Here is a 19,612-nt window from a genome sequence, read left to right as displayed (position 1 = left end):
ACGATCCCCCGGACCACCCATCCAACGGGCCGCCTCCCGCCACGGCCCGGAGGCGGGCCGGACGTACACCCGTCCGGCGCATCCCGGGACCCGTCCGCGACGGTGTGCCGCCTGGCCGAAGGGCGACCCCCGCCCGCTCCCGGTCCCGTACAGTCCGTGCTGCCGCCGGTCCGGTGCGGGCGGAGTACCAGCCGCCGAACGGACGAACAGGGGAACACCGATGGCCATCGAAGCCGGTCCCGTACGCCGCCTCAGCCCCCCGGTCCCCGAGCTGGACCCCTCTGTCGTGGAGCGGTGGAGCGCGGGGGGAGGCCAGCTCGTGGAGCTGCTGGCCGAGGTGTGCGGACGGCTCGGCGGAGTCGGCGCGTTCCGGCTCGGGGACGGTCCCGGGGGCGGGTCGGGGGGCGGCGCGGGAAGCGGGTCGGGGGGCGGCTCAGGGAGCCGGCCGACCGTGCTGGTCACCGATCCGGGGGCCATCCAGCACGTGCTGGCCCAGCATCCGCAGCGCTACGTCAAACGCTCGCACCGGGCCCGGCTGCTGATCGGTGAGGGGGTGCTCTCCGCGACCGGCGAGGCGTGGAAGCGGCAACGGCGTCTCCTGCAGTCCCAGTTCACCGGAACCGGGATGCGCCGCTACGAGCAGCGGATCGCCGAGGCCGCGCGGACCACCGCCGGGCGCTGGGCCGCGTACGCCCGGACCGGGGAGGTCTTCGACGTCGGCGAGGAGATGCGGCGCTTCGCCCTCGACACCATCTGGCGCTCCCTCACCGGCCACCCCCTCGACGCGGACACCGAGCGCGAACTCACCGCCGTCGCGGCCGTGGTGGCGGCGCTGCCTACGCTGCCCGCCGACGCCGCCGATGCCGGGGAGGCGGTCGCCGCCGATCTGGCCAGGATCGACGCCGTGGCCCGGCACGCCATCGCCGCCGCCCGCCAGGGTTCCGCGGGTCCCGACGGTCCGGGGCTGCTGCACCTGCTGGTGGGGGCGTCCGCCGAGCGGCCCGAGTACACCGACCGGCTGATCCGCGACGAGCTGGTCACCCTGCTGGTCGCCGGGCACGAGACCACGGCCTCCACGCTGACGTGGCTGTACCTGCTCCTCGACCGCCATCCGGAGGCCCGCGAGCGGGCCCTCGCGGCGGGCGGCGAGGGCTCGCCGGAGCGCCGGGAAGCCATCCAGGCCCTGGTCAGCGAGACGCTGCGGCTGTACCCCTCCGCCTGGATCCTGCCCCGGCACGCCGTGGAGGACGACGTCCTGGCGGGCTACGCCGTGGAGGCGGGCACCGACGTGGTCGTCTGCCCCTACCTCGCCCACCGCGACCCCGCACTGTGGCCCGATCCCGAGCGCTTCGACCCGCTGCGCTTCACCGCACCGGGCGGCCGGCCGTCCGTCCCGGGCGGGTACGTACCCTTCGGCATCGGCCCCCGTGCCTGCCTCGGGCTGCAGTTCGCGCTGCGCGAGACGACCGTGCTGCTGGAACACCTGCTGCCGGCCCACAGGCCCGTCTTCCGGTCGATCCCGGACAAGGCCGCCTACAGCATCACGGTGCGGCCGGACGGGCCGACGCCGGCCACGCTCACAGCTCACCGAGACCGAGGGCGGTGAGGAATCCCGCCACCGTCACCAGACCGGTGACGAGGTGGGCGTTCTCCTGGGCCTCCGGGAGCATGGTGTCGGCGATCATCGCGAGGATCGCGCCGGCCGCGAAGGCCGTGACAGCCGCGAGGGCCTCCGGTGGGGCGTCCCCGAGCAGGGCGTTGCCCATCAGCGCGGCCACACCGCTGAGCAGGGCGATCCCGCCCCAGAGCGCGAAGACGTAGCGGCGGCCGCGGCCCGCCGTGCGCATCCCGGCGGCGCTGGCCATGCCTTCGGGGATATTGCTGATGAACACGGCTCCGATCGTGGCCAGTCCGACGGATCCGCCGCCGAGGAGGCTCGCGCCGATCACCACGGACTCGGGCACCCCGTCCAGTACCGCTCCCATCGCGATGGCGCTGCCCGAGCCGGGCTGCTGTTCCTCCGAGGGCTGGTGGCCGCCCGAGCGTTTGCGGTGCCGGCCGCCGCGCCGGGCCAGCAGGGCGTTGCCCGCGCTGTAGACGGCCGCGCCGGCAGCGGTACCGAGCACGGTCGGGAGCATTCCGCCCGTGTCACGGGCCTCGGCGATCAGATCGTAGGAGACCGCCGCGATCAGCACGCCCGATCCGAACGCCATGATCAGGGCGATGAGTTGCCTCGGTACCGCGAAGAAGGTGCCGATGGCCGCGCCCGCCAGCAGGGCGCTGCCGGCGAGGAGCCCCCAGGCGCCTGCCGCAAGTGCGTCGTACAAGGTGCGTTCCCTTCCCCTGGTCTCCCGGTCCGCCGGCCTCCCGGTTCCCGATCCCCTCATCCCCGCTGCCCTCATTGTGGCCTTTGATGCCCTCCGCCCCGGCCGGACGGGCCGCCGTGACGGGAATCACCGCCGGCGCGGGTCCCTCCGGGCATTTGGGCGATTCCCTGCGGGGAAAGGGCCTGAAAGTTGATGGCGGCAGGGATTTTCGATCATGGATTGGTGGGACGGGTGAAGGAGCGGCCCTGGAAACCGACGCCGTACCCGCTCCGCCGGTTGGAGAGCGGCCGCTTTTCGCTCGACCCGCCCTCGGGAAGCGCCCGACCAGAGTGCCGGAACCGCCGGATCCCGTAGGCTCGACGGATGGCAAAGTACTTCGACGTACACCCCGATAACCCCCAGCCCCGCGCCATCGGCAGCATCGCCGACGGCATCCGCTCCGGTGGCCTCGTCGCCTACCCGACGGACTCCTGCTACGCGCTGGGCGCCCAGCTGGGCAACCGTGACGGGGTGGACCGGATCCGGTCCATCCGGCAGCTCGACGACCGCCACCACTTCACCCTGGTGTGCGAGAACTTCGCCCAGCTCGGCCAGTTCGTCATCATCGACAACGACGTCTTCCGTGCGATCAAGGCGTCCACCCCCGGCAGCTACACCTTCATCCTTCCGGCGACGAAGGAAGTGCCGCGCCAGCTCCAGCACCCGAAGAAGAAGACGGTCGGCGTGCGCATCCCCGACCACGTCGTGGTCCAGGCCCTGCTCGCCGAGCTCGGCGAGCCGCTGCTGTCGAGCACGCTGCTCCTGCCGGACGAGGCGGAGCCGATGACGCAGGGCTGGGAGATCAAGGACCGGCTCGACAACGTCGTGGACATGGTGGTCGACTCGGGCGACTGCGGGACGCTGCCGACTACGGTCATCGACTTCTCCAGCGGCGAGGCCGAGATCGTCCGGCGAGGCGCGGGGGACACCACCCGCTTCGAGTGACCGACGGCGGGGCCGCCGTCGCCGGGTGGGCCGGGCCCTCCTCACAGGGCGGGCCGGGCCCTCGCAGGATGGGCCGGGCCCCCGCGAAGGGGCCCGGGCACCCGGCCCCGGGACGGTGGGTCAGGCGCGCGGGTGCAGGACGGGCTTGAGGCCGTAGTCGAGCTCGGAGCCGTCCACGAGGAGTGCTTCCACCGTTCGGGTGACCGGGTCGATGTCCGCCACCATCCCGTCACCCGAGTAGCGGGGATAGCCGGAGGCACCGCTCTCGCCGGTCGGCGCGACCACGGCCGAGCGGACGGCGTCGTCGGCGGACCCCTCCACCACGTGCTCGGGCACCAGCAGGATCTCGAAGTTCTGCGGTTCGGTACTCATCCCCCGACGCTAACCGGCTCCCGCGCAACGTGCCGTCCGGCGCCGCCTTCAAGTCCCGGGAGCACGGCTACGACCGGCGTGCGTCATCCCCCGGCCCGGCCGCCTCGTCCCGGGGTCCCGAGGGGTGGCGCAGCAGACCGCGCGCCCACCGTTCGTTGAGCCCCGCCAGGAAGCCGAGGGCTCCCCAGAAGAACCAGGCCTTGGCCAGGGCCCCGTGCCCGTCGGCGGAGAGCGGGCCCGGGCCGCACAGTCCGGCCGGGGCGGCCGGCGGGGTGAGGACGGTGAGGATCCCGCCTCCGACGAGGAGGTAGAGCGCGGTGGCCAGGAACCACCCGACCACCACCCGGTACCAGCCCTCTTGACGCAGGGCCCGGGACAGCTGGACCGGGTCCGTGGCCCGGTCGGCCCCTCCCGGCCCTTCGAGGACGAGCTGCCGGGGGTCGCGCAGCCGGATGATCACGCTGAAGACCGCGCCCATCGCGCCGCCCGCGAAGCACACCAGGGCTTGGGCCAGGGCCAGTTGTTCCTGGCAGCCGAGGTCGACGCCGAAGAGCCGGGGTACCCACTCCCCCAGTGCGAGGACCACGACCAGGACCACCGGGCTGACCACGATCCCGCACGTCAGTCCGGTGTTCAGGCCGCGCGCGCCCGCGGTGGCCGTATCGGCCTCCAGCCGCGTCCCGGCCCGCGCGACCGCCGCCTCCAGCCGGGCCACGTCCGCGCCCCGGGCCACGGCGCGCAGGGCGCGCAGGAGCTCCTCGGTGACCGCGTCGCGCGTGCGGCGCTCGAAGGCACGCTGCGCAGCCGTGTGCAGGTGGTCGAGGCGGAGCATCAACTCCGGTTCGGCGCACCATAGTTCACGCAGCCGCTCCGGATCGATGCCGGGCACCTCTTCCAGTGCCCGTATCTCCCCGTCGGCCGCACCGCCGAACCACTCGCGCGCATCGCGCAGCATCCGCTCCCCCTCTTCGCACAGCAGTTGTACCCGCCTTCGACGCGTGAGGGTAGCCGCGGGACGGGCCCGGCGGTCGCCGCCGTCAGTCCGCGGGGCGGGCGGACCGCACGGGCGGGGTCCCGCCGCCCTCCGCGCTCCCGCCGTCCCCGCCGTCCCCGCCGCTTGCGAACGCGCGGAAGAGGGCGTGGAGCAGGACCGCGGCGAGCGTGCCCGCCACCACTCCGCTCCCGAGGACCGTCCGGGCCCAGGTCGGGAACCCCTGGTAGAGGTCAGGAGCCACCACCGGGAGCAGGCCGGCGGTGAGGGCCAGCGCGATCACGGTGGAGCCCCCGGCGGAGCCGGGCGCCGTCCGCCCGAGCATGTCGATGCCCATCACCGCGATGATCCCGTAGATCACCAGGGCGGATCCGCCGACGACGGGCGCGGGGATCGAGGCGAGCACCCGGGAGACGGGCGCCAGCAGGCCGACGGCAATGAGCAGAACCCCCGCCCCGGCGGTCACGAAGCGGCTGCGGACACCGGTGAGCCGCCCTATGCCGATGTTCTCCGCGCTCGTGACCATCAGCGAGGTACCGAACAGCCCGCCGAACACCGAGATCAGCGCGTCGGCCCTGGCCACCCGGGGCACGTCTCGGGCGGGGTCGCTCTCGCGCCCCACCGTCTCGCTGTTCAGCACGGTCTGTCCGGTGATCTCCGCGAGGGTGGTGAGGCTGAAGACGAGGAGGGGCAGCGCGGCGAGCACGTCGAAGTGCGGTGCTCCGTACGGGAGGAGGTGCGGGAGGGTCGGGCCCCCGCCGGCTCCGCCCGCGGGCGCGAGGTGGCCGAGGCCGGTCGTGAGCGCGATGAGGGTGCCCGCGCCCATGCCGAGGAGCACTGCGGTCTGCCGCCAGATTCCGCGCAGCACCATGAGGAACAGCACGGTGCAGGCGATGGTCGCGCCGGCCAGCACCACGGCCGACGGCGCGGCGTAACCGGGGCTCCCGGGGCGGCCGGTGACCAGCTGGGCGGCGACCCGGATCATGGCGATCCCGATGAGCAGCACGGTGGCGCCCATGACCACGGGCGGGAAGAGCCGTACGACCTTCGCGTAGAAGGGCAGTACGGCGAAGAGCAGCGCCGCGGCGAGGAGCACCGAGCCGGTCGCGGTCGCGGGGCCGTGGTCCTTGGCCATCTGGATGAAGAGCGCGGTGGCCGCCCCGCCGGGGAGCATGACGAACGGCAGCCGGGCCCCGAACCGCCACAGTCCCAGGGACTGGAGGAGGGTGCCCGCACCGCAGAGCACGAGGGTGGCGCTGAGCAGGGAGGCGGTGCCGGCGGCGGTGAGGCCGAGGGCCTGGCCGGTCAGGAAGGTGGTGGAGACGGGCGCGGCCACCATGGCCAGTACGTGCTGTGCGGACAGCGGGGCCAGTCGGCGCACCGGCAGCCGCTCGTCGACCGGGCTGAGCGGGCTCAGCGGTGTGGGCTTCGTGGAGGGGGCGGTCACCGGGAGGCCTCTCTGTCCAGCCAGGGCAGCTCCTCGGCGGTGTACCGGTAGGAGCGGAAGACAGCGTTGGGTTCGGAGGGGAACAGGTCCCGGACTTCGGACTCCTGGTAGGCGCCGAAGTGGGGGACCACGTACTCCCAGCAGAGGTAGCCCTCGGGTGTCACTTCGAAGAGGCGGCCCGACGGGGAGTCGGTGACGAGGGTGTTGCCCCCGGCCAGGCGCTGGGCGCTGCCCATGAAGGGGGCGAAGAAGGCTTCGCGGGCCGGGTCGTGGTACTCCCAGACGATCTTGCCGGAGGAGCGCTCGATCTCGATGACGCGGGAGTACGGGACGTCCGATCCGGGGCGGAAGACGCCGTTGTCGAACACCAGCACCCTGCCGTCGGACAGTTCGGTGGGGGCGTGCTGCTGTGAGACGGCGCCGGGCTCGGTCCGCCAGAGGATCTCGCCGGTCTCCCGGCTGATGACGACGACGGCCGAGACGCTGCGCAGGCTGGCGAGGACGTTGCCGTCGGCGAGCGGCACGACGCTGTTGACGAGCGGCCAGTGCTCGCGTGCGTAGTCGGGGTGCAGGGCGTATTCGGCACGGTCGAGGTGTTCGGCGGCGCTCCACGACCAGCGTACGGAGCCGTCGGCGTCGACCTCGGTGATCGTGTCGGCCCATACCGTGCCGTCGGCCTCCGAGCCGGGGACTCCGCCGAGCACGCCCGCCGCGTCCGCGCCCCGCAGGGGTTCGACCGCGGTGTAGAGCACGCGGCCGCCGCCGAGGTGGTGGGCGTCGTGGTGCTGGAGCGGGTCACGGTGTTCGCGCAGGACGGTGCCGTCCGGGGCGGCTTCGAGCATGACGCCGCCGCGGTACTTGTGCCACATCGGGAAGAGGGCCTCCTCGCCGGGGAGCACGCCGCTGTAGGCCAGGTTGCCGCCTTCGAGGATCCGGGCGTGCCGGCCGGGGCGGTAGGGCAGCCGCCACTCGTGGACCACCTCGCCGCGGATGTCGATCAGGTAGACCTCGCCGGTGCCGGTGAGCGGGGCGAAGAGCGTGTACCCGCCTTCCGAGGCGTTGGGGTCGAGGGCGATGAGACCGGTGCCGCGGCGGCGGCGGAAGTTCTGGTCGACCGGGGGCATGCTGTCCTCCTGCGAAGCGTGAAACTTTCTTTGATACGAACAATCATGTTTGAAGTTAGCGGGGCATTGTTGCGGCACTGTGAAGGGCGTGCGAAGCCCGCGGCGGAGTGCGGGAAGATGATCGTCTCCGGAGGGGAAACGAGGGGCAGTCAGGTGGAAGAAGAGACGTCCGAGCGCAGGATCGGTGCGAGCATCCGCAGACGGCGCAGGGCCCTGGACCTCACCCTCGCCGAGGTGGCCGCGCGCAGCGGACTGTCCTCGCCCTTCCTCAGCCAGGTCGAGAACGACCGGGCCCGCCCCAGCATGCGTTCGCTGCAGCGCGTGGCCGATGCCCTGGACACCACGGCCGTGCAGCTGCTGGCCGCCGGGGAGACCCCGCGCAGGGTGGACATCGTGCGGGCCGATGCCGATCCCGGGCTCGATCCGGGGCTGGATCCGACGGCCCGGGTCCGTCCGCTCGTACGCGGTCAGCAGCAGATGCACGCGCTGGAGTTCACCGGGGACCAGGACGGCGGGCGTGCGTTCCGGCACCGCAACGACGAGTTGATGTACGTTGCCGACGGCTCGGCCGAGGTCGAGGCCGACGGGCGGACCCATCGCCTGGGCCGCGGCGACACCCTGTACCTCACCGGCGGGGTGGAGCACCGCTGGCGGGCGCTGGAGGCGGGTACGCGGGTGCTGCTCGTCGCCGTCGCCGACCACGTCGAGGCCGTCGTGGACCCCCGGAGCTGACGCGGGAGACGTGCGGGGAGACCCTGTACGTCAGCTCGTGCGGGTGGTGCGCAGGTACTGGTGGACGGACCAGGCCACCGAGACCAGGGGCACCGCCACCACGGCCCCCACGATCCCCGCGGCGATGGCTCCCGCGACCACCGACAGGGCCACCACCATCGGGTGCAGGCGCACCGCCCAGCTCATCACGAGGGGATGCAGGAGGTGCCCCTCGATCTGGCCGATGACCACGATGAGCGCGACCACCAGGGCTGCCACGAGCGGCCCCTGGGTGGCGAGGGCGACCACGGCGGCCACCCCGAGGGCCACCGGGGAACCGATGAGCGGGACGAACGCCGCGACGAACTCCAGCAGGGCGAGCGGGACGGCCAGCGGGACGCCGAGGAGGTAGAGCGCGATGCCCACGAGGACGGCGTTGGTCGCGGCCACGAGCACGATGCCGTGGGTGTAGCCGGTGAAGGTACGCCACGCGGCACGTCCGGCCCCCGCCACCCGTTCCCTTACGCCTTCCGGCAGTTGTCCGCAGAACCAGCTCCACTGCCGGTCGCCCGAGTGGATGAAGAAGACCGAGCAGAACAGTCCGAGGGCCGCCACGGTGAACACCGCCACCACCCGTCCCGCCCCGCTCAGCGCCGTGCTCAGCAGGGTGGAGCGGTGGCTGGAGAGGTAGGTGCCGATCTTCGACTGGACATCGTCCAGGGCGTGCGGGTCCAGCCGCAGGGGCGGACCCTGGAGCCAGCTCTGGATCCGGCCCAGCCCCTCGCGGAACTCCCGTACCAGCGCGGGCCACTCCCCCGCGACGGCCTCGCCGACCAGTGCGAGGGCGCCGAGCACCAGGACCAGGCTGCCGATCAGCGCGCAGGCCACGGCGAGCCCGCGGGGCATGACCCGGGCCAGCAGGGCGGCCGGCGGGCGCAGCATGGCCGCCGCGACCAGGCCGAGGAAGAGGGCCAGGGCGATCTCGTGGAACCGTCCCAGCACGGCGAAGACCGCGTACGCCGCCGCGCCGACGACCAGCAGCCGCCAGGCGTAGGCCGCCGCCGTCCGCAGGACCGGGGGCACCTGGGCCGCCGTCCGCGCGGCCGCGGACGCCGCACGGGCCGGGGTACGGGCGGGTCCGGTGCGGCCGTCGCGGCGCAGACGGCCGGAGGGCGGGAGCCGCCGGTCGGGCCGCGTCACGAGTCGCCTGGTCATGTGCGGCCGGACCTCCGGGGGGTGTTGGTCCCCCCGGGCTATCACCCCGGCGGCGGCGGGCCCGTGCGCCGCGCAGCGCGTTCGCCCGAAGGCCTCATCCGCGCTGGGCCGAAGGAGCAGCCACGGGCGTTGCCCCTCCTTCGGCGAGTTCGCTGGTCACAGGGGTTTCCCGGGCCGGACGGCGGACGGGCGACGGGAAACCCGTCGACCCGGGTGCCCGCCGGGGACAGGCTCGAGGTGTCAGCACGGAGCAAGACCCAAGGGGACACCATGCGCAAGATGATCCGCGGCGCCGCCGCGTTCGCCACCGCCGCGGCCGCCGTCGTCGCACTGAGCGGAGCCGCCGGAGCGTCCGGCGCGCAGCCGGCCGACACGTGGGCCGGGTGCCCGGACGGGGCGGTCTGCATCTACCCGCAGAACCAGAACCCCGCCGTCAGCCCGAGCCAGGTCTTCTACAGCTACGGGGCCCACAACCTGAGCAACCAGTACGGCAACCACTGGGTCCTCAACAACCAGCACAGCGGCGCCACCGCCCGCCTGTGCACCGGCTCCAACGGGGCCAACTGCGGCAACTCCATCGCCCAGGGCACCGGGGTCTACGCCGACCTCGGACCGATCAACTCGATCACGCTCAACCGGTAGCGGCGCGCGGACCGGTCCGCCGGTTCACTCGTTCATCCGTCCATCAGTTCACTCGTTCGTCATTCGTAACGGCGTTCCGGAGCCGGTCGCCGGGTCGGCTCCGGAACGCCGTCGTTTCACGCCACACCGCACGAATGGCCGGTCGGCCCTCCGACCCCCGCGATAGCCTGGGCACCTGCTTCTCACAGCCTGGGCGCACATTGCCATGGGGGACGTCTTGGGGGATCCGGACCGCGCGAGCGGGACCTCGGCTGCGGCCTTTCCCGCCCAGTTGAGAAGGATGCGCGTCGAGCGCGGCCTGTCGCTCGCCGACCTCGCCCGCCAGACGCACTACAGCAAGGGCTACCTCAGCAAGATCGAGACCGGCGTGAAGCCGGTCACCGCCGAAGTCGCCCGCAGCTGCGACCGGGTCCTCGGCGCGGAGGGCGAGCTCCTGAGGCTGGTACCGGACGGCGAGGAGTCCGAGCCCTCGGCCGGATCCCGCTCCGAGCCCGCCGGTCCGCCCCGCCCGCGTGGTCCGCAGTCGGACGGCGCGTGCCCCTACCGCGGCCTGTCGGCGTTCACCCCGCAGGACGCGCAGTGGTTCTTCGGCCGGGAGCGTGCGACGGCCGCCCTCGTCGAGCGGGTCCACGACCGGCTCGGGCACGGGCCGCTGCTCCTCGTCGCCCGATCGGGTGCGGGCAAGTCCTCGCTGCTCAGTGCGGGTCTGGTACCGGCCCTACGGCGCGGCGGCTTCCCGGTGGCGGGGGCGGACGGCTGGCCGGTCGTCAGGCTCACCCCCACCGCGCACCCGCTGCGGGAACTGCTCGAAGCCACCGCCAGGACGGTGGCGGGTGATCTCGGCGTCACCCCGGCACAGTTGGGCGCCCGTCCGGAACTGCTGCTCGAATCCGTACACCGGCTGACACACCGCTCGGGCCCCTCCTCCGGGTCGTACGGGCGGCAGCAGCCGACCGTACGGCCGGTGTTGCTGGTGGACCAGTTCGAGGAACTGTTCACCCTCTGCGCCGACGAGGAGGAGCGCCGCGCCTTCGTACGGGTGCTCCGCGCAGTGGCCGCCTCCCCGGCCGCGCCGGCCGGGTACGACCCCGCCGTCGTCGTGCTCGGTGTGCGGGCCGACTTCTCCGGGGAGTGCCTGGACCTGCCCGAACTGGCCGCCGTATTCAGCGACGGGCTGTTCGTCCTGCCCCCGATGTCCGTGGCGGAGCTGCGGGAATCGATCACACGCCCGGCGGAGCTCGCCGGGCTGGTCCTGGAGCCGGGGCTGGTCCCGCTGCTGCTGCGAGACGCCGGCGTCGGCCGGGACGGCAGCGGCGGTGCGGACGGCAGCGGGCCGGACTGCGGCGGACATGACGGTGGTGGACGGGACGGCGCGGGTCCGGACGGGGCGGGTCCGGATACCTGGCCGGGGGAGGCCCCCTCCAGTGCCCTGCCGCTGATGTCCCACGCCCTGATGGCCACCTGGCAGCGGCGCGAGGGCTCCACGCTCACCGTCGCGGGATACTCCTACGCCGGCGGCATCCAGGGCGCGGTCGCGCGCAGCGCCGAGCAGGTCTTCGCCCGTCTGTACCCGGCCGAGCAGCGGATGGTCCGGCGGCTCCTCGTACGGCTGGTGCACGTCGCCGACGGTGCGGGGCCGACGAGGCGCCGGATGAGCCGGGCCGCCCTGCTGGAGGGGCAGGCCGACACCGCACGGGCCGCCGCCTCCCTCGACGCCTTCGTCCGGGCACGGCTGATCAGCACGGACAGCGAGACCGTCGAGATCACCCACGAGGCCCTGCTGCACGCCTGGCCCCGGCTGCGCGGCTGGATCCAAGCCGACCGGGCCGGGCTGCTCGTCCACCAGCAACTGGCCCAGGCCGCCGACGAATGGGTGGGCGAGGCCCGCGACCCTTCCGTCCTGTACCGCGGCAGCCGCCTCGCCACCGCCCGCGCCTGGGCCGACGAGCTGGACGGCCGCAGCCGCCTGGGCCCGCGGGAGTTGGCCTTCCTCGACGCGAGCCGGGCCGCGGAGGAGGCCCGGCGCGGTCAGGACCGGCTCCGGGTCCGCCTGCACCAGCGGATGCTGGCCACCCTCGTCGTCCTCCTCCTGCTGGCGCTGACCGCCGGCGGGGTGGCCTACCAGCAGCGCGCGGGGGCGCTCGGCCAGGAGCGGACCGCCCGTTCCCAGGCGCTGGCCGCCCGGTCCGTAGCGCTGGCGGCCGGACAGCCCGAGGCCTCCATGCTGCTCGCCGAGGAGGCCTACCGCGCCGAAGCGACGCCCGAGGCGCGCGGCGCCCTGCTCAGCACCCAGTCCCAGCCCTTCCAGGCCCGGCTCGGCGGGCACGGCGGGCCGGTCAACGCGGTGGCCTTCGCACCGGACGGCCGGCTGCTGGCCACCGCCGGCTCCGACGGGAAGGTGCTGGTGCGGCGGGTGGCCGACCGGAGCACGGTCGCGGCCTTCACCGCGCCCGGCCGGGTGCGTACCGTCGCCTTCGGCCCCGACGGACGGACCCTGGCGGCCGGTTCCACCGACGGACCGGTCCGCCTCTGGTCCGTCGGCGCCGGCGGCGGCACCGTGTCGGTGCTGCCTCCGGGTACGGCGGGCGCCCGCGCGGTGGCGTTCGCCCCCGACGGGGCCACCCTCGCCGTCGCCTCCGCCGACGGGACCATCCGGCTGTGGGACCCGGCCGGGGAACACCGGGAGCGAGCCGTCCTGACCGGGCACACCGCACGGGTCAACACCCTGGCGTACGCCCCGGACGGCCGGAGCCTCGTATCGGCCGGCGCCGACGGCACCGTACGGCTGTGGGACACCCTGCGGGCGGAGCCGGCCGCCGTCCTGGAAGGGCATGCGGGCGAAGTGCTGGGCGCGGCCTTCGCCCCGGACGGCCGTACGGTCGCGACCGGCGGGGTCGACCGTACGGTGCGGCTGTGGGACGTCGCCGGACGTCGGGCGACCGCGGTCCTGTCCGGGCACAGCGACGACGTCAACTCCGTGGCCTACACGCCGGACGGCACGACCGTGGTCAGCGGGGGCGGCGACGGCACCACCCGGCTGTGGGACGTCCGGGGCGGCCGCCTCACGGCGACGCTCGCCGGCCACACCGACTACGTGCTCGCCGTCGCCGTGGATCCGGCGGGCGCGCTGCTGGCCACCGCCGCGTTCGACCAGACCGTCGTGTTCTGGGACCTGCGGGGGCCGGTGCTGACGGCGCGCCCGTTCACCGAGGTGTGGCACGCCGCGTACAGCCCCGACGGGAAACTGCTGGCCACGGCCGACGCCGATCACACGGTGCTGGTGTGGGACGTGGCCGGGCGGCGGGTTCTGGCCACTTTCACGGGGCACGGCGGGACGGTGTTCTCGGTGGCCTTCGCCCCCGGCGGCCGCACGCTGGCCTCGGCCGGCGCCGACGGCACCGTACGCCTGTGGGACACCACCACGCGCAGTCCCCTCGCCACCCTCAACGGGCACACCGGGACCGTGTTCGCGGTGGCCTTCGCTCCCGGCGGCCGCACGCTGGCCTCGGCCGGCGCCGACGGCACCGTACGCCTGTGGGACACCGCCACGCGCGGCCCCCTCGCCACCCTCATCGGGCACACCGACTTCGCCAACGACGTCGCCTTCAGCCCCGACGGGCGGACCCTGGCCAGCGCCGGGGACGACCTGACCGTCCGGCTGTGGGACGTGGCCGGACGGCGTCCGCTCGCCGCGCTCAGCGGTCACGCGGGAGCGGTACGGGCCGTCGCCTTCGGCCCGGACGGCCGGACCCTCGCGAGCAGCGGCAACGACGGCACCGTACGCCTGTGGGACACGGAGCAACGGCGCGTCACCGCGGTACTGACCGGGCACACGGGCTCGGCGCGGGGCATCGCCTTCTCCCCCGACGGCCGGACCCTCGCCAGCAGCGGCAACGACCGTACGGTGCGCCTGTGGGACGTACCCGGACACCGGCTCCGCGCCGCCCTGTCGGGCCACACCAACGCCGTCTGGGGGGTCGTCTTCTCCCCCGACGGCCGGACCCTCGCGAGCAGCAGCAACGACGGCACGGTACGGCTGTGGAACCCGGATCCCGGAGCCCGGCTGGCGGACATCTGCCGGATGACCGACCACCTCGAACCGCGGGAGCGCCACACCCTGGTACCCGGCCTGCCGGTACGGGCGCCGCGCGCCTGCTGACCCCGTCGGCCCGGGGCGCCGGGGGCCGGCCTGATCCGGGAGTCGCGTTCTAAGCCGTCCGGGGTTTCCCCGGGGGTTTCCCGTTGCCCGTTCGGGTGGTGCCGTGCGCGGTTCTCGACGGGGGTCCGCGACGGTCGACAGGCTGGTCACGGGTGCGGCGCCGGCGGCCAAGTGCCGGGCGGACGGCCGTGCTTCACCACCACCGTGCCGTGTGAAACGAGGTCTCCCTCCGTGCTGCGCCGAACAGGTCTCATCGGAACGCTCCTCGCGCTCCTGACCGTACTCCTCTGGACCCCCGCCACCCCTGTGTCCGCCGACAGCGGTTGCCGGGTGTGGGCCCCCGGTGCCTCGGCGGCGGCCGAGCGTGCCGTAGCCGCCGCCTGCGAGCAGGTGGGAAAGGGGGTCTGGTACACCTGGGGCGGCGGGCACGGCCCGGGGCCCGGGGCCACGTACGGGCAGGTGGACCCCTCAGATCCGGCGAGCGAGCACGATCCCGAACGGCTCGGCTTCGACTGCTCGGGCTTCGTCCGCCACGCCTACGCGCAGGCCACCGGCTCGGATCCGCTCGACGGGGTGGCCAGTGCGCAGTACTACACGCACCGCGCGGCCGCGCGTTTCACCGCCGCCCAGGGGCTCGCGCCGCTGCTGCCGGGCGACCTGCTCGTGTGGGGGACCCCCCGGGACCTGCACCACATCGCCCTCTACCTCGGGGCGGGCAGGATGGCGGAGGCCCGGCAGTCGGGTACCAGGCTGATGGTCAGTGAGGTGACCGAAGCGCGGCTGTCGAACGGCTACCACGGGGCGGTCCGCGTGGACACCGGCCCGGTCACCGGGCACGTGTTCCAGACCTGGGGCGCCGGCGTCTGGACCAAGGACCGGCCGTCGGCGGCGGCCGCGCGCGTCTACGCCTTCCCCGGGCCGACGACGGTCCGCGTCGAATGCCAGAAGCACGCGGAGCCGGTGACCTCGGACGGCTACACCAATGACGCCTGGTCCTACCTTCCGGACTACCAGGCGTGGATGACGAACATTTACGTCCGGGGGGCGGCTTGGCTGGAAAACGTGCCTACCTGTCGTTGATCATCCGTAAAGTCGGGAACAGTCCGCAACCCCCCAAGTCGGCCGACCAGGCCAAATCGAGGAGAAACGTGCGTCCGTCCCCGTCCCCTGCCACCTTCCTGCCGCTCCCCCGCGGACGGCGCCTGGCCGTCGGCGCCGCCCTGCTCGCCGTCGTGGCCGGCGCTACGCTGCCCAGCGCCGCCGCCCACGCGGCGACCGTGCCCGGCTCCGCCGCCCAGAGCGCGGCCCAGTCGGCCGTCGCGCCCGATCTGGACGCGCTGACGCAGGCGTTGCGCAATACGACGGCGGCCGGGGCGCCCGGGGCGATGGCCCGCTTCACGGGTCCGGACGGGGTCCGCAGCCGGGTGGAAGGCGTACGGGACCGGGTTACGGGCGCGGCGATGGACCCGCGGGCCCGCTTCCGCATCGGCAGTGTCACCAAGACGTTCTCCTCGGTCGTCCTGCTCCAACTGGTCGACGAGGGCCGGATCAAGCTGGACGAGCCGGTCAACGCCCTGCTTCCGGGGCTGCTGCCCGACGACCGGATCACGGTGCGCCACCTGCTCACCCACCGCAGCGGCCTGGCGGACTACACGAACGTGATGTTCGAGCACACGGTGCCCGGCTTCGAGGCCGTCCGGAACAAGGTGTTCACCTACCAGGAGCTCGTCGGGCTCTCGCTCGCCGAGCCGAGGACCACCGAGCCCGGGGTGGCGTACAAGTACTCGAACACCAACTTCGTCGTGGTGGGGATGCTGATCGAGAAGGTCACCGGAAGGCCGGTGGCCAAGGAGTACGAGCGGCGCATCATCAAGCCCCTCAAGCTGAGGAACACCTCCTACGTCCACCCCGGCACCGCCATCAAGGGGCTGCACGCCAACGGCTACCTCCACCCGGACGAGGCCGGCGCCCCGCTGGTGGACTCCACCGAACAGACCGTCTCCTGGGCGCAGTCCGCGGGCGCGATGATCTCCAGCGCGGCCGACCTCAGCACCTTCATGTCCTCCCTGCTCGGCGGGAAGCTGCTGCGTCCGGGCACTCTGGACGCCATGCTCAGCGTGACCCCGACCGATACCACCAACACCCGGTTCTACGGGCTGGGCCTGCGCCGCTACGACCTCTCGTGCGGTACGCAGGTCTACGGGCACACGGGCACGGTCCAGGGCTTCTACACCTACGCCTTCACCACCCGCGACGGCAGCCGCGCCCTCTCCGCCATGGCGAACACCTCCAACCGCGGCCAGGCCAACACCGCCCTCGGCGGCACGCTGGAGGCCGCCTTCTGCGGTAAGGCTCCCGCGGCCGGCCCGGCCACCGCGCGCGGCTTCGCGTTCGCTCCGGCCGCGGCGGAGGCGGACCTCCCCGAGAACGGCTGACGGCGAGTCCCGGACACGGGAGGCTCCCGCCCCTTGGCTTGGGGGCGGGAGCCGGGGAAGCTGAACTCCGCATTCCCGCACGGGTGTTGCCCGTGCGACCGATGAGGAGGACACGATGGCCGACGCACCGCCCGTGAAGCGTTCCCACCAGGGGGCGGGCCGACGGGCCCGCAGGATGCTCGCCGTCACGGCGGGGGCCGCCGCGCTGGTCCTCGCCGCCCCGGCGATCGCGTACGCGGCGCCGCCCCAGGCCCTGCCCGCCAACGCGGACGGCCAGGAGCAGACCTTCCAGCCGGCCTTCGACTACGACCGCGACGGCTGCTACTCCAGCCCCGCCATAGGCCCCGACGGCACCATCGCGCCGGGCCTGAAGATGGGCGGCGACGTCAACGGCAACTGTCGCGACCTCTCCGACCTGAACAACACCAACGGCTACTCCCGCGCGAAGTGCAACAACGGCTGGTGCGCCGTCATGTACGCGCTCTACTTCGAGAAGGACCAGGTCTCGCTGGGCCCCGGCAGCGCCGGGCACCGGCACGACTGGGAGCACGTCGTGGTGTGGATCCAGAACAACCAGGTCGCCTACGTCTCCACCTCGGAGCACGGGAACTTCAAGATCCACTCCAGCGCGCAGATCCGGTTCGACGGCACCCACCCGAAGATCGTCTACCACAAGGACGGCATCGGCACGCACTGCTTCCGCGCCGCGAACTCCAACGACGAGCCGCCGGAGAACCACAAGGGGACCTGGCAGTACCCCACGCTGGTCGGCTGGAACGGCTACCCCGCCGGGCTGCGCGACAAGCTGAGCCAGGCCGATTTCGGCAGCGCCCTGCTCGGAATCAAGGACGGGCAGTTCAACGGCCACCTGGCCAAGGCCAAACCGGCCGGGATCCCCTTCGACCCCAACGCGTGACGGCCACCGGCCCCTGAGGCGGACCGGCAGGCAGACCCGGAGGCAGCCCGCGGGCGGGCACCGGAAGGGTGCCGGATAGTGTCATGTCGGGAATGCGCCGCCCCGCCACCCGGGGAGGCGTGAGGCCGGACGGCTGTCGATCACGGCACGCCCGCACCGCGCGGACCGGCTGCTCCACACGGAGCGGCCGCACCGCGCAGGCACGTCACACCGCCGTGGCGCCGCCTCGACCGCCCCCGTCCCGCCCCTGCCCGGCCGACGGCCGCCCTGCCCGGAAACCTGCCTCGATGAGTACCGCGCTGCACCCCGCGTCGCCCCCCGAATCCCCCGGGAACGCCGCCTCCCGACCACTGCGCCGCCGCGCGATCAGCGGCCGGGCCCCGGCCCGGCCCACGACCGCCGCCGCGATCCACAGCATCGGCGCCGCCACGGCGGTCCTGCTGTGGCTCGTGGCGATCGGCGCCATGATCCACGAGCCGATCCTCATACCCCCGCTGGCCGCGAGCGCCGCCCTCGTGCACAGCGCCCCCGCACTGCCCCTGGCGCAGCCGCGCGGGGTGGTCATAGGCCATCTGGTGGGGGCCGCCGTCGGCTACGGCGTGCTGGCCCTGGCCGGCAGTACCGCCTGGGCGGCCGCCGTGGCCGCCGGTGTCACGCTGGCTCTGGTCATGGCCGCGCGCACCCCGCATTCACCCGCCTGCGCCACCGCCGTCGTGGTCGTGCTCCAGGCCCCGGTGGCGGCACGGTTCGTCCCGTTGCTGTTCGGATCGACCGTCCTGATCGTCCTGACCGGGTACGCGGCCTCCCGCGTGCGCCGCGAGGCACCGAGGTACCCCGCCTACTGGTGGTGACCGTACGACGTCGCGGGCCGAGGTTCGAGATGCGCTCCGGGCGTACTACTGGTTCGCTGTAGCCGCCCGGCGTCCCCCCACAGCGCCCTGGAGTGATCATGAGTGCAGGCGAATCCCTCGGCCGGTCCCGGCAGCTGCGCGACAAGGCGCAGGAACTCGACGATGCCGCCACCCGGTCGACCGACCCCCACGAGAGCCGGCGGCTGCGGGACAAGGCGCGCCGCCTGCGCGAGCAGAGCGAGCAGGAGCGCGTCATCGACGACCCGGGCATGGACCTGCGGTAGAGCGTCCTGCGATAGGGCGTCCTGCGATAGGGCGTCCTGCGATAGGGCGTCAAGACACGCCCCAGGACCGGCCGCCGCGGCCACGGGCTCCGCAGCTACGGGGCCACGGCCGCCGCGGGGGCCTCGTCGAGCTCCCACGCGTGGCGCTTGAACTCGCGGACGAAGTCGGCGTGGTCCTCCCACTGCCGGGCGATGCCGCGCAGCACGTCCCAGTGGTGCTCCACCGCCTGGTCGATGACCCGGCGGACCGCCGGTTCGGCCGTCGCCCGCTGCTCGATGAGGCCCTTGGCCACCGAGGCCTCCAGTGCCGCGTTGCGCAGGGCGCGCAGGGCGCGGGAGGTGTCGTCCATCCCGAAGCCGTTCTCGCTGCCCGTCTCCTCGGCGAAGAGCGGGGTGAGCCGCGCCTCGATGAAAGCGGTGATCCGCTCGAAGTGGCGTACGTCCATCGGGGGCTCCATCTCGGGTCGCTGCGGTGTCCGGCGCGAACCGGGCCCGCACCGTCGATCATTATCCCGCAGCCGGGCGCCCTCTCCGCTCCGGGGGCCGCGGGCACTAATCTGGCCGGCATGGACGAGCTGGACGGCGTGCAGGTCATCGCGTTCGCGGATGGCGGGGCCTTCGAGGAATGGCTGGCCGGGCACCACGGCCGGCACGAGGGCGTGTGGGTCAGGATGGCGAAGAAGGCCTCCGGGATCGCTTCGGTCTCCGCGGACGAGCTGGTCGACATCGGGCTGTGCTACGGCTGGATCTCCGGGCAGCGCCGGTCCCTGGACGAGCGGCACTACCTGCAGAAGTACGTGCCGCGCAGGCCCCGGAGCCTGTGGTCCCAGGTCAATGTCGACAAGGTGGCCGAGCTGACGGCACTGGGCCGCATGCGGGAACCGGGCCTCGCCGAGGTGCGCAAGGCGCAGGAGGACGGTCGCTGGGGCGGGGCCTACGCCTCCCAGCGGACGGCGGAGGTGCCGCCCGACCTCGAGGCGGCGCTGGCGCGGAGCCCGGCGGCCCGGGCGGCCTTCGAGGCCCTGGACCGGACCGGGCGCTACCTCGTCGCCCTGCCCCTCCTCCAGGCCCTCACCCCGGAGCTCCGCCGGGCCCGCCTGGACAAGGCCCTGCGCCTCCTGGCGCAGGGCTCCGGCGACTGACACGGACGTGCC

The 19,612-nt window shown here is 73.7% G+C and carries 18 protein-coding genes; 11 read left to right on the top strand and 7 right to left on the bottom strand.

Annotated features, from left to right (window positions below):
• Positions 1–220: 220 nt before the first annotated feature.
• Positions 221–1,606 (top strand): cytochrome P450, encoded by a 1,386-nt coding sequence (locus tag OTB20_RS10795; RefSeq protein WP_267816763.1) that lies wholly within the window; start codon positions 221–223, stop codon positions 1,604–1,606.
• Here OTB20_RS10795 and OTB20_RS10790 read toward each other — a convergent pair.
• Positions 1,578–2,327, bottom strand: a complete 750-nt coding sequence (locus OTB20_RS10790) for a ZIP family metal transporter (protein ID WP_267816761.1) — start codon at positions 2,325–2,327, stop codon at positions 1,578–1,580. The genes OTB20_RS10795 and OTB20_RS10790 overlap by 29 nt on opposite strands.
• A gap of 363 nt (positions 2,328–2,690) precedes the next feature.
• Between OTB20_RS10790 and OTB20_RS10785 the strand changes: the two genes are divergently transcribed.
• On the top strand, positions 2,691–3,311 hold the full coding sequence (locus OTB20_RS10785) for an L-threonylcarbamoyladenylate synthase (protein ID WP_267757636.1): 621 nt from the start codon (positions 2,691–2,693) through the stop codon (positions 3,309–3,311).
• Between the two features lie 120 nt (positions 3,312–3,431).
• On the opposite strand, the gene OTB20_RS10780 is transcribed toward OTB20_RS10785, so the two are convergent.
• The 4 genes from OTB20_RS10780 to OTB20_RS10765 all read right to left on the bottom strand — a co-directional run bounded on the left by OTB20_RS10780 (position 3,432) and on the right by OTB20_RS10765 (position 7,245).
• Positions 3,432–3,683, bottom strand: a complete 252-nt coding sequence (locus OTB20_RS10780; RefSeq protein WP_267816759.1) for a hypothetical protein — start codon at positions 3,681–3,683, stop codon at positions 3,432–3,434.
• 67 nt (positions 3,684–3,750) lie between these two features.
• Positions 3,751–4,638: a hypothetical protein gene (locus OTB20_RS10775; protein WP_267816757.1), complete on the bottom strand. Its 888-nt coding sequence runs from the start codon at positions 4,636–4,638 to the stop codon at positions 3,751–3,753.
• Positions 4,639–4,720: 82 nt separating this feature from the next.
• On the bottom strand, positions 4,721–6,121 hold the full coding sequence (locus OTB20_RS10770) for a uracil-xanthine permease family protein (RefSeq protein WP_267816755.1): 1,401 nt from the start codon (positions 6,119–6,121) through the stop codon (positions 4,721–4,723).
• Entirely contained in the window at positions 6,118–7,245 is a 1,128-nt protein-coding gene (locus tag OTB20_RS10765) for an aryl-sulfate sulfotransferase (RefSeq protein WP_267816753.1), read from the bottom strand. The genes OTB20_RS10770 and OTB20_RS10765 overlap by 4 nt, the downstream gene beginning before the upstream one ends.
• A 153-nt stretch (positions 7,246–7,398) precedes the next feature.
• On the opposite strand from OTB20_RS10765, the gene OTB20_RS10760 reads away from it, so the two are divergent.
• On the top strand, positions 7,399–7,977 hold the full coding sequence (locus tag OTB20_RS10760; protein ID WP_267816751.1) for a helix-turn-helix domain-containing protein: 579 nt from the start codon (positions 7,399–7,401) through the stop codon (positions 7,975–7,977).
• Positions 7,978–8,007: 30 nt separating this feature from the next.
• Here the strand turns inward: OTB20_RS10760 and OTB20_RS10755 are convergent, their stop codons facing one another.
• Complete coding sequence (locus OTB20_RS10755; RefSeq protein ID WP_267816749.1) at positions 8,008–9,171, bottom strand: AI-2E family transporter; 1,164 nt, start codon at positions 9,169–9,171, stop codon at positions 8,008–8,010.
• Positions 9,172–9,441: 270 nt separating this feature from the next.
• Between OTB20_RS10755 and OTB20_RS10750 the strand changes: the two genes are divergently transcribed.
• The 7 genes from OTB20_RS10750 to OTB20_RS10720 all read left to right on the top strand — a co-directional run bounded on the left by OTB20_RS10750 (position 9,442) and on the right by OTB20_RS10720 (position 18,458).
• Positions 9,442–9,813, top strand: a complete 372-nt coding sequence (locus OTB20_RS10750; RefSeq protein ID WP_267757643.1) for a hypothetical protein — start codon at positions 9,442–9,444, stop codon at positions 9,811–9,813.
• 205 nt (positions 9,814–10,018) lie between these two features.
• A complete protein-coding gene (locus OTB20_RS10745; RefSeq protein ID WP_267816746.1) occupies positions 10,019–13,972 on the top strand; it encodes a helix-turn-helix domain-containing protein in 3,954 nt (1,317 codons plus the stop codon).
• A gap of 231 nt (positions 13,973–14,203) precedes the next feature.
• Positions 14,204–15,052, top strand: coding sequence for a C40 family peptidase (locus tag OTB20_RS10740; protein ID WP_267816744.1), 849 nt, complete (start codon positions 14,204–14,206; stop codon positions 15,050–15,052).
• Positions 15,053–15,150: 98 nt separating this feature from the next.
• A complete protein-coding gene (locus OTB20_RS10735) occupies positions 15,151–16,407 on the top strand; it encodes a serine hydrolase domain-containing protein (protein ID WP_267817113.1) in 1,257 nt (418 codons plus the stop codon).
• Positions 16,408–16,522: 115 nt separating this feature from the next.
• Complete coding sequence (locus OTB20_RS10730; RefSeq protein ID WP_420716369.1) at positions 16,523–17,323, top strand: NPP1 family protein; 801 nt, start codon at positions 16,523–16,525, stop codon at positions 17,321–17,323.
• A gap of 287 nt (positions 17,324–17,610) precedes the next feature.
• Entirely contained in the window at positions 17,611–18,174 is a 564-nt protein-coding gene (locus OTB20_RS10725) for an HPP family protein (RefSeq protein ID WP_267816742.1), read from the top strand.
• A gap of 98 nt (positions 18,175–18,272) precedes the next feature.
• Entirely contained in the window at positions 18,273–18,458 is a 186-nt protein-coding gene (locus OTB20_RS10720) for a DUF6381 family protein (RefSeq protein WP_420716368.1), read from the top strand.
• Between the two features lie 95 nt (positions 18,459–18,553).
• Here the strand turns inward: OTB20_RS10720 and OTB20_RS10715 are convergent, their stop codons facing one another.
• On the bottom strand, positions 18,554–18,904 hold the full coding sequence (locus tag OTB20_RS10715; protein WP_267757651.1) for a hypothetical protein: 351 nt from the start codon (positions 18,902–18,904) through the stop codon (positions 18,554–18,556).
• A gap of 120 nt (positions 18,905–19,024) precedes the next feature.
• On the opposite strand from OTB20_RS10715, the gene OTB20_RS10710 reads away from it, so the two are divergent.
• Positions 19,025–19,600: a YdeI/OmpD-associated family protein gene (locus OTB20_RS10710; RefSeq protein ID WP_267816740.1), complete on the top strand. Its 576-nt coding sequence runs from the start codon at positions 19,025–19,027 to the stop codon at positions 19,598–19,600.
• Positions 19,601–19,612 lie beyond the last annotated feature (12 nt).

Origin of the sequence: Streptomyces sp. H27-H1 (assembly GCF_026627445.1) — a bacterium.
Classification (GTDB): Bacteria; Actinomycetota; Actinomycetes; order Streptomycetales; family Streptomycetaceae; genus Streptomyces.
Note: the sequence above shows the minus strand (reverse complement) of the source record. Positions and strands in the feature narration are given on the sequence as shown.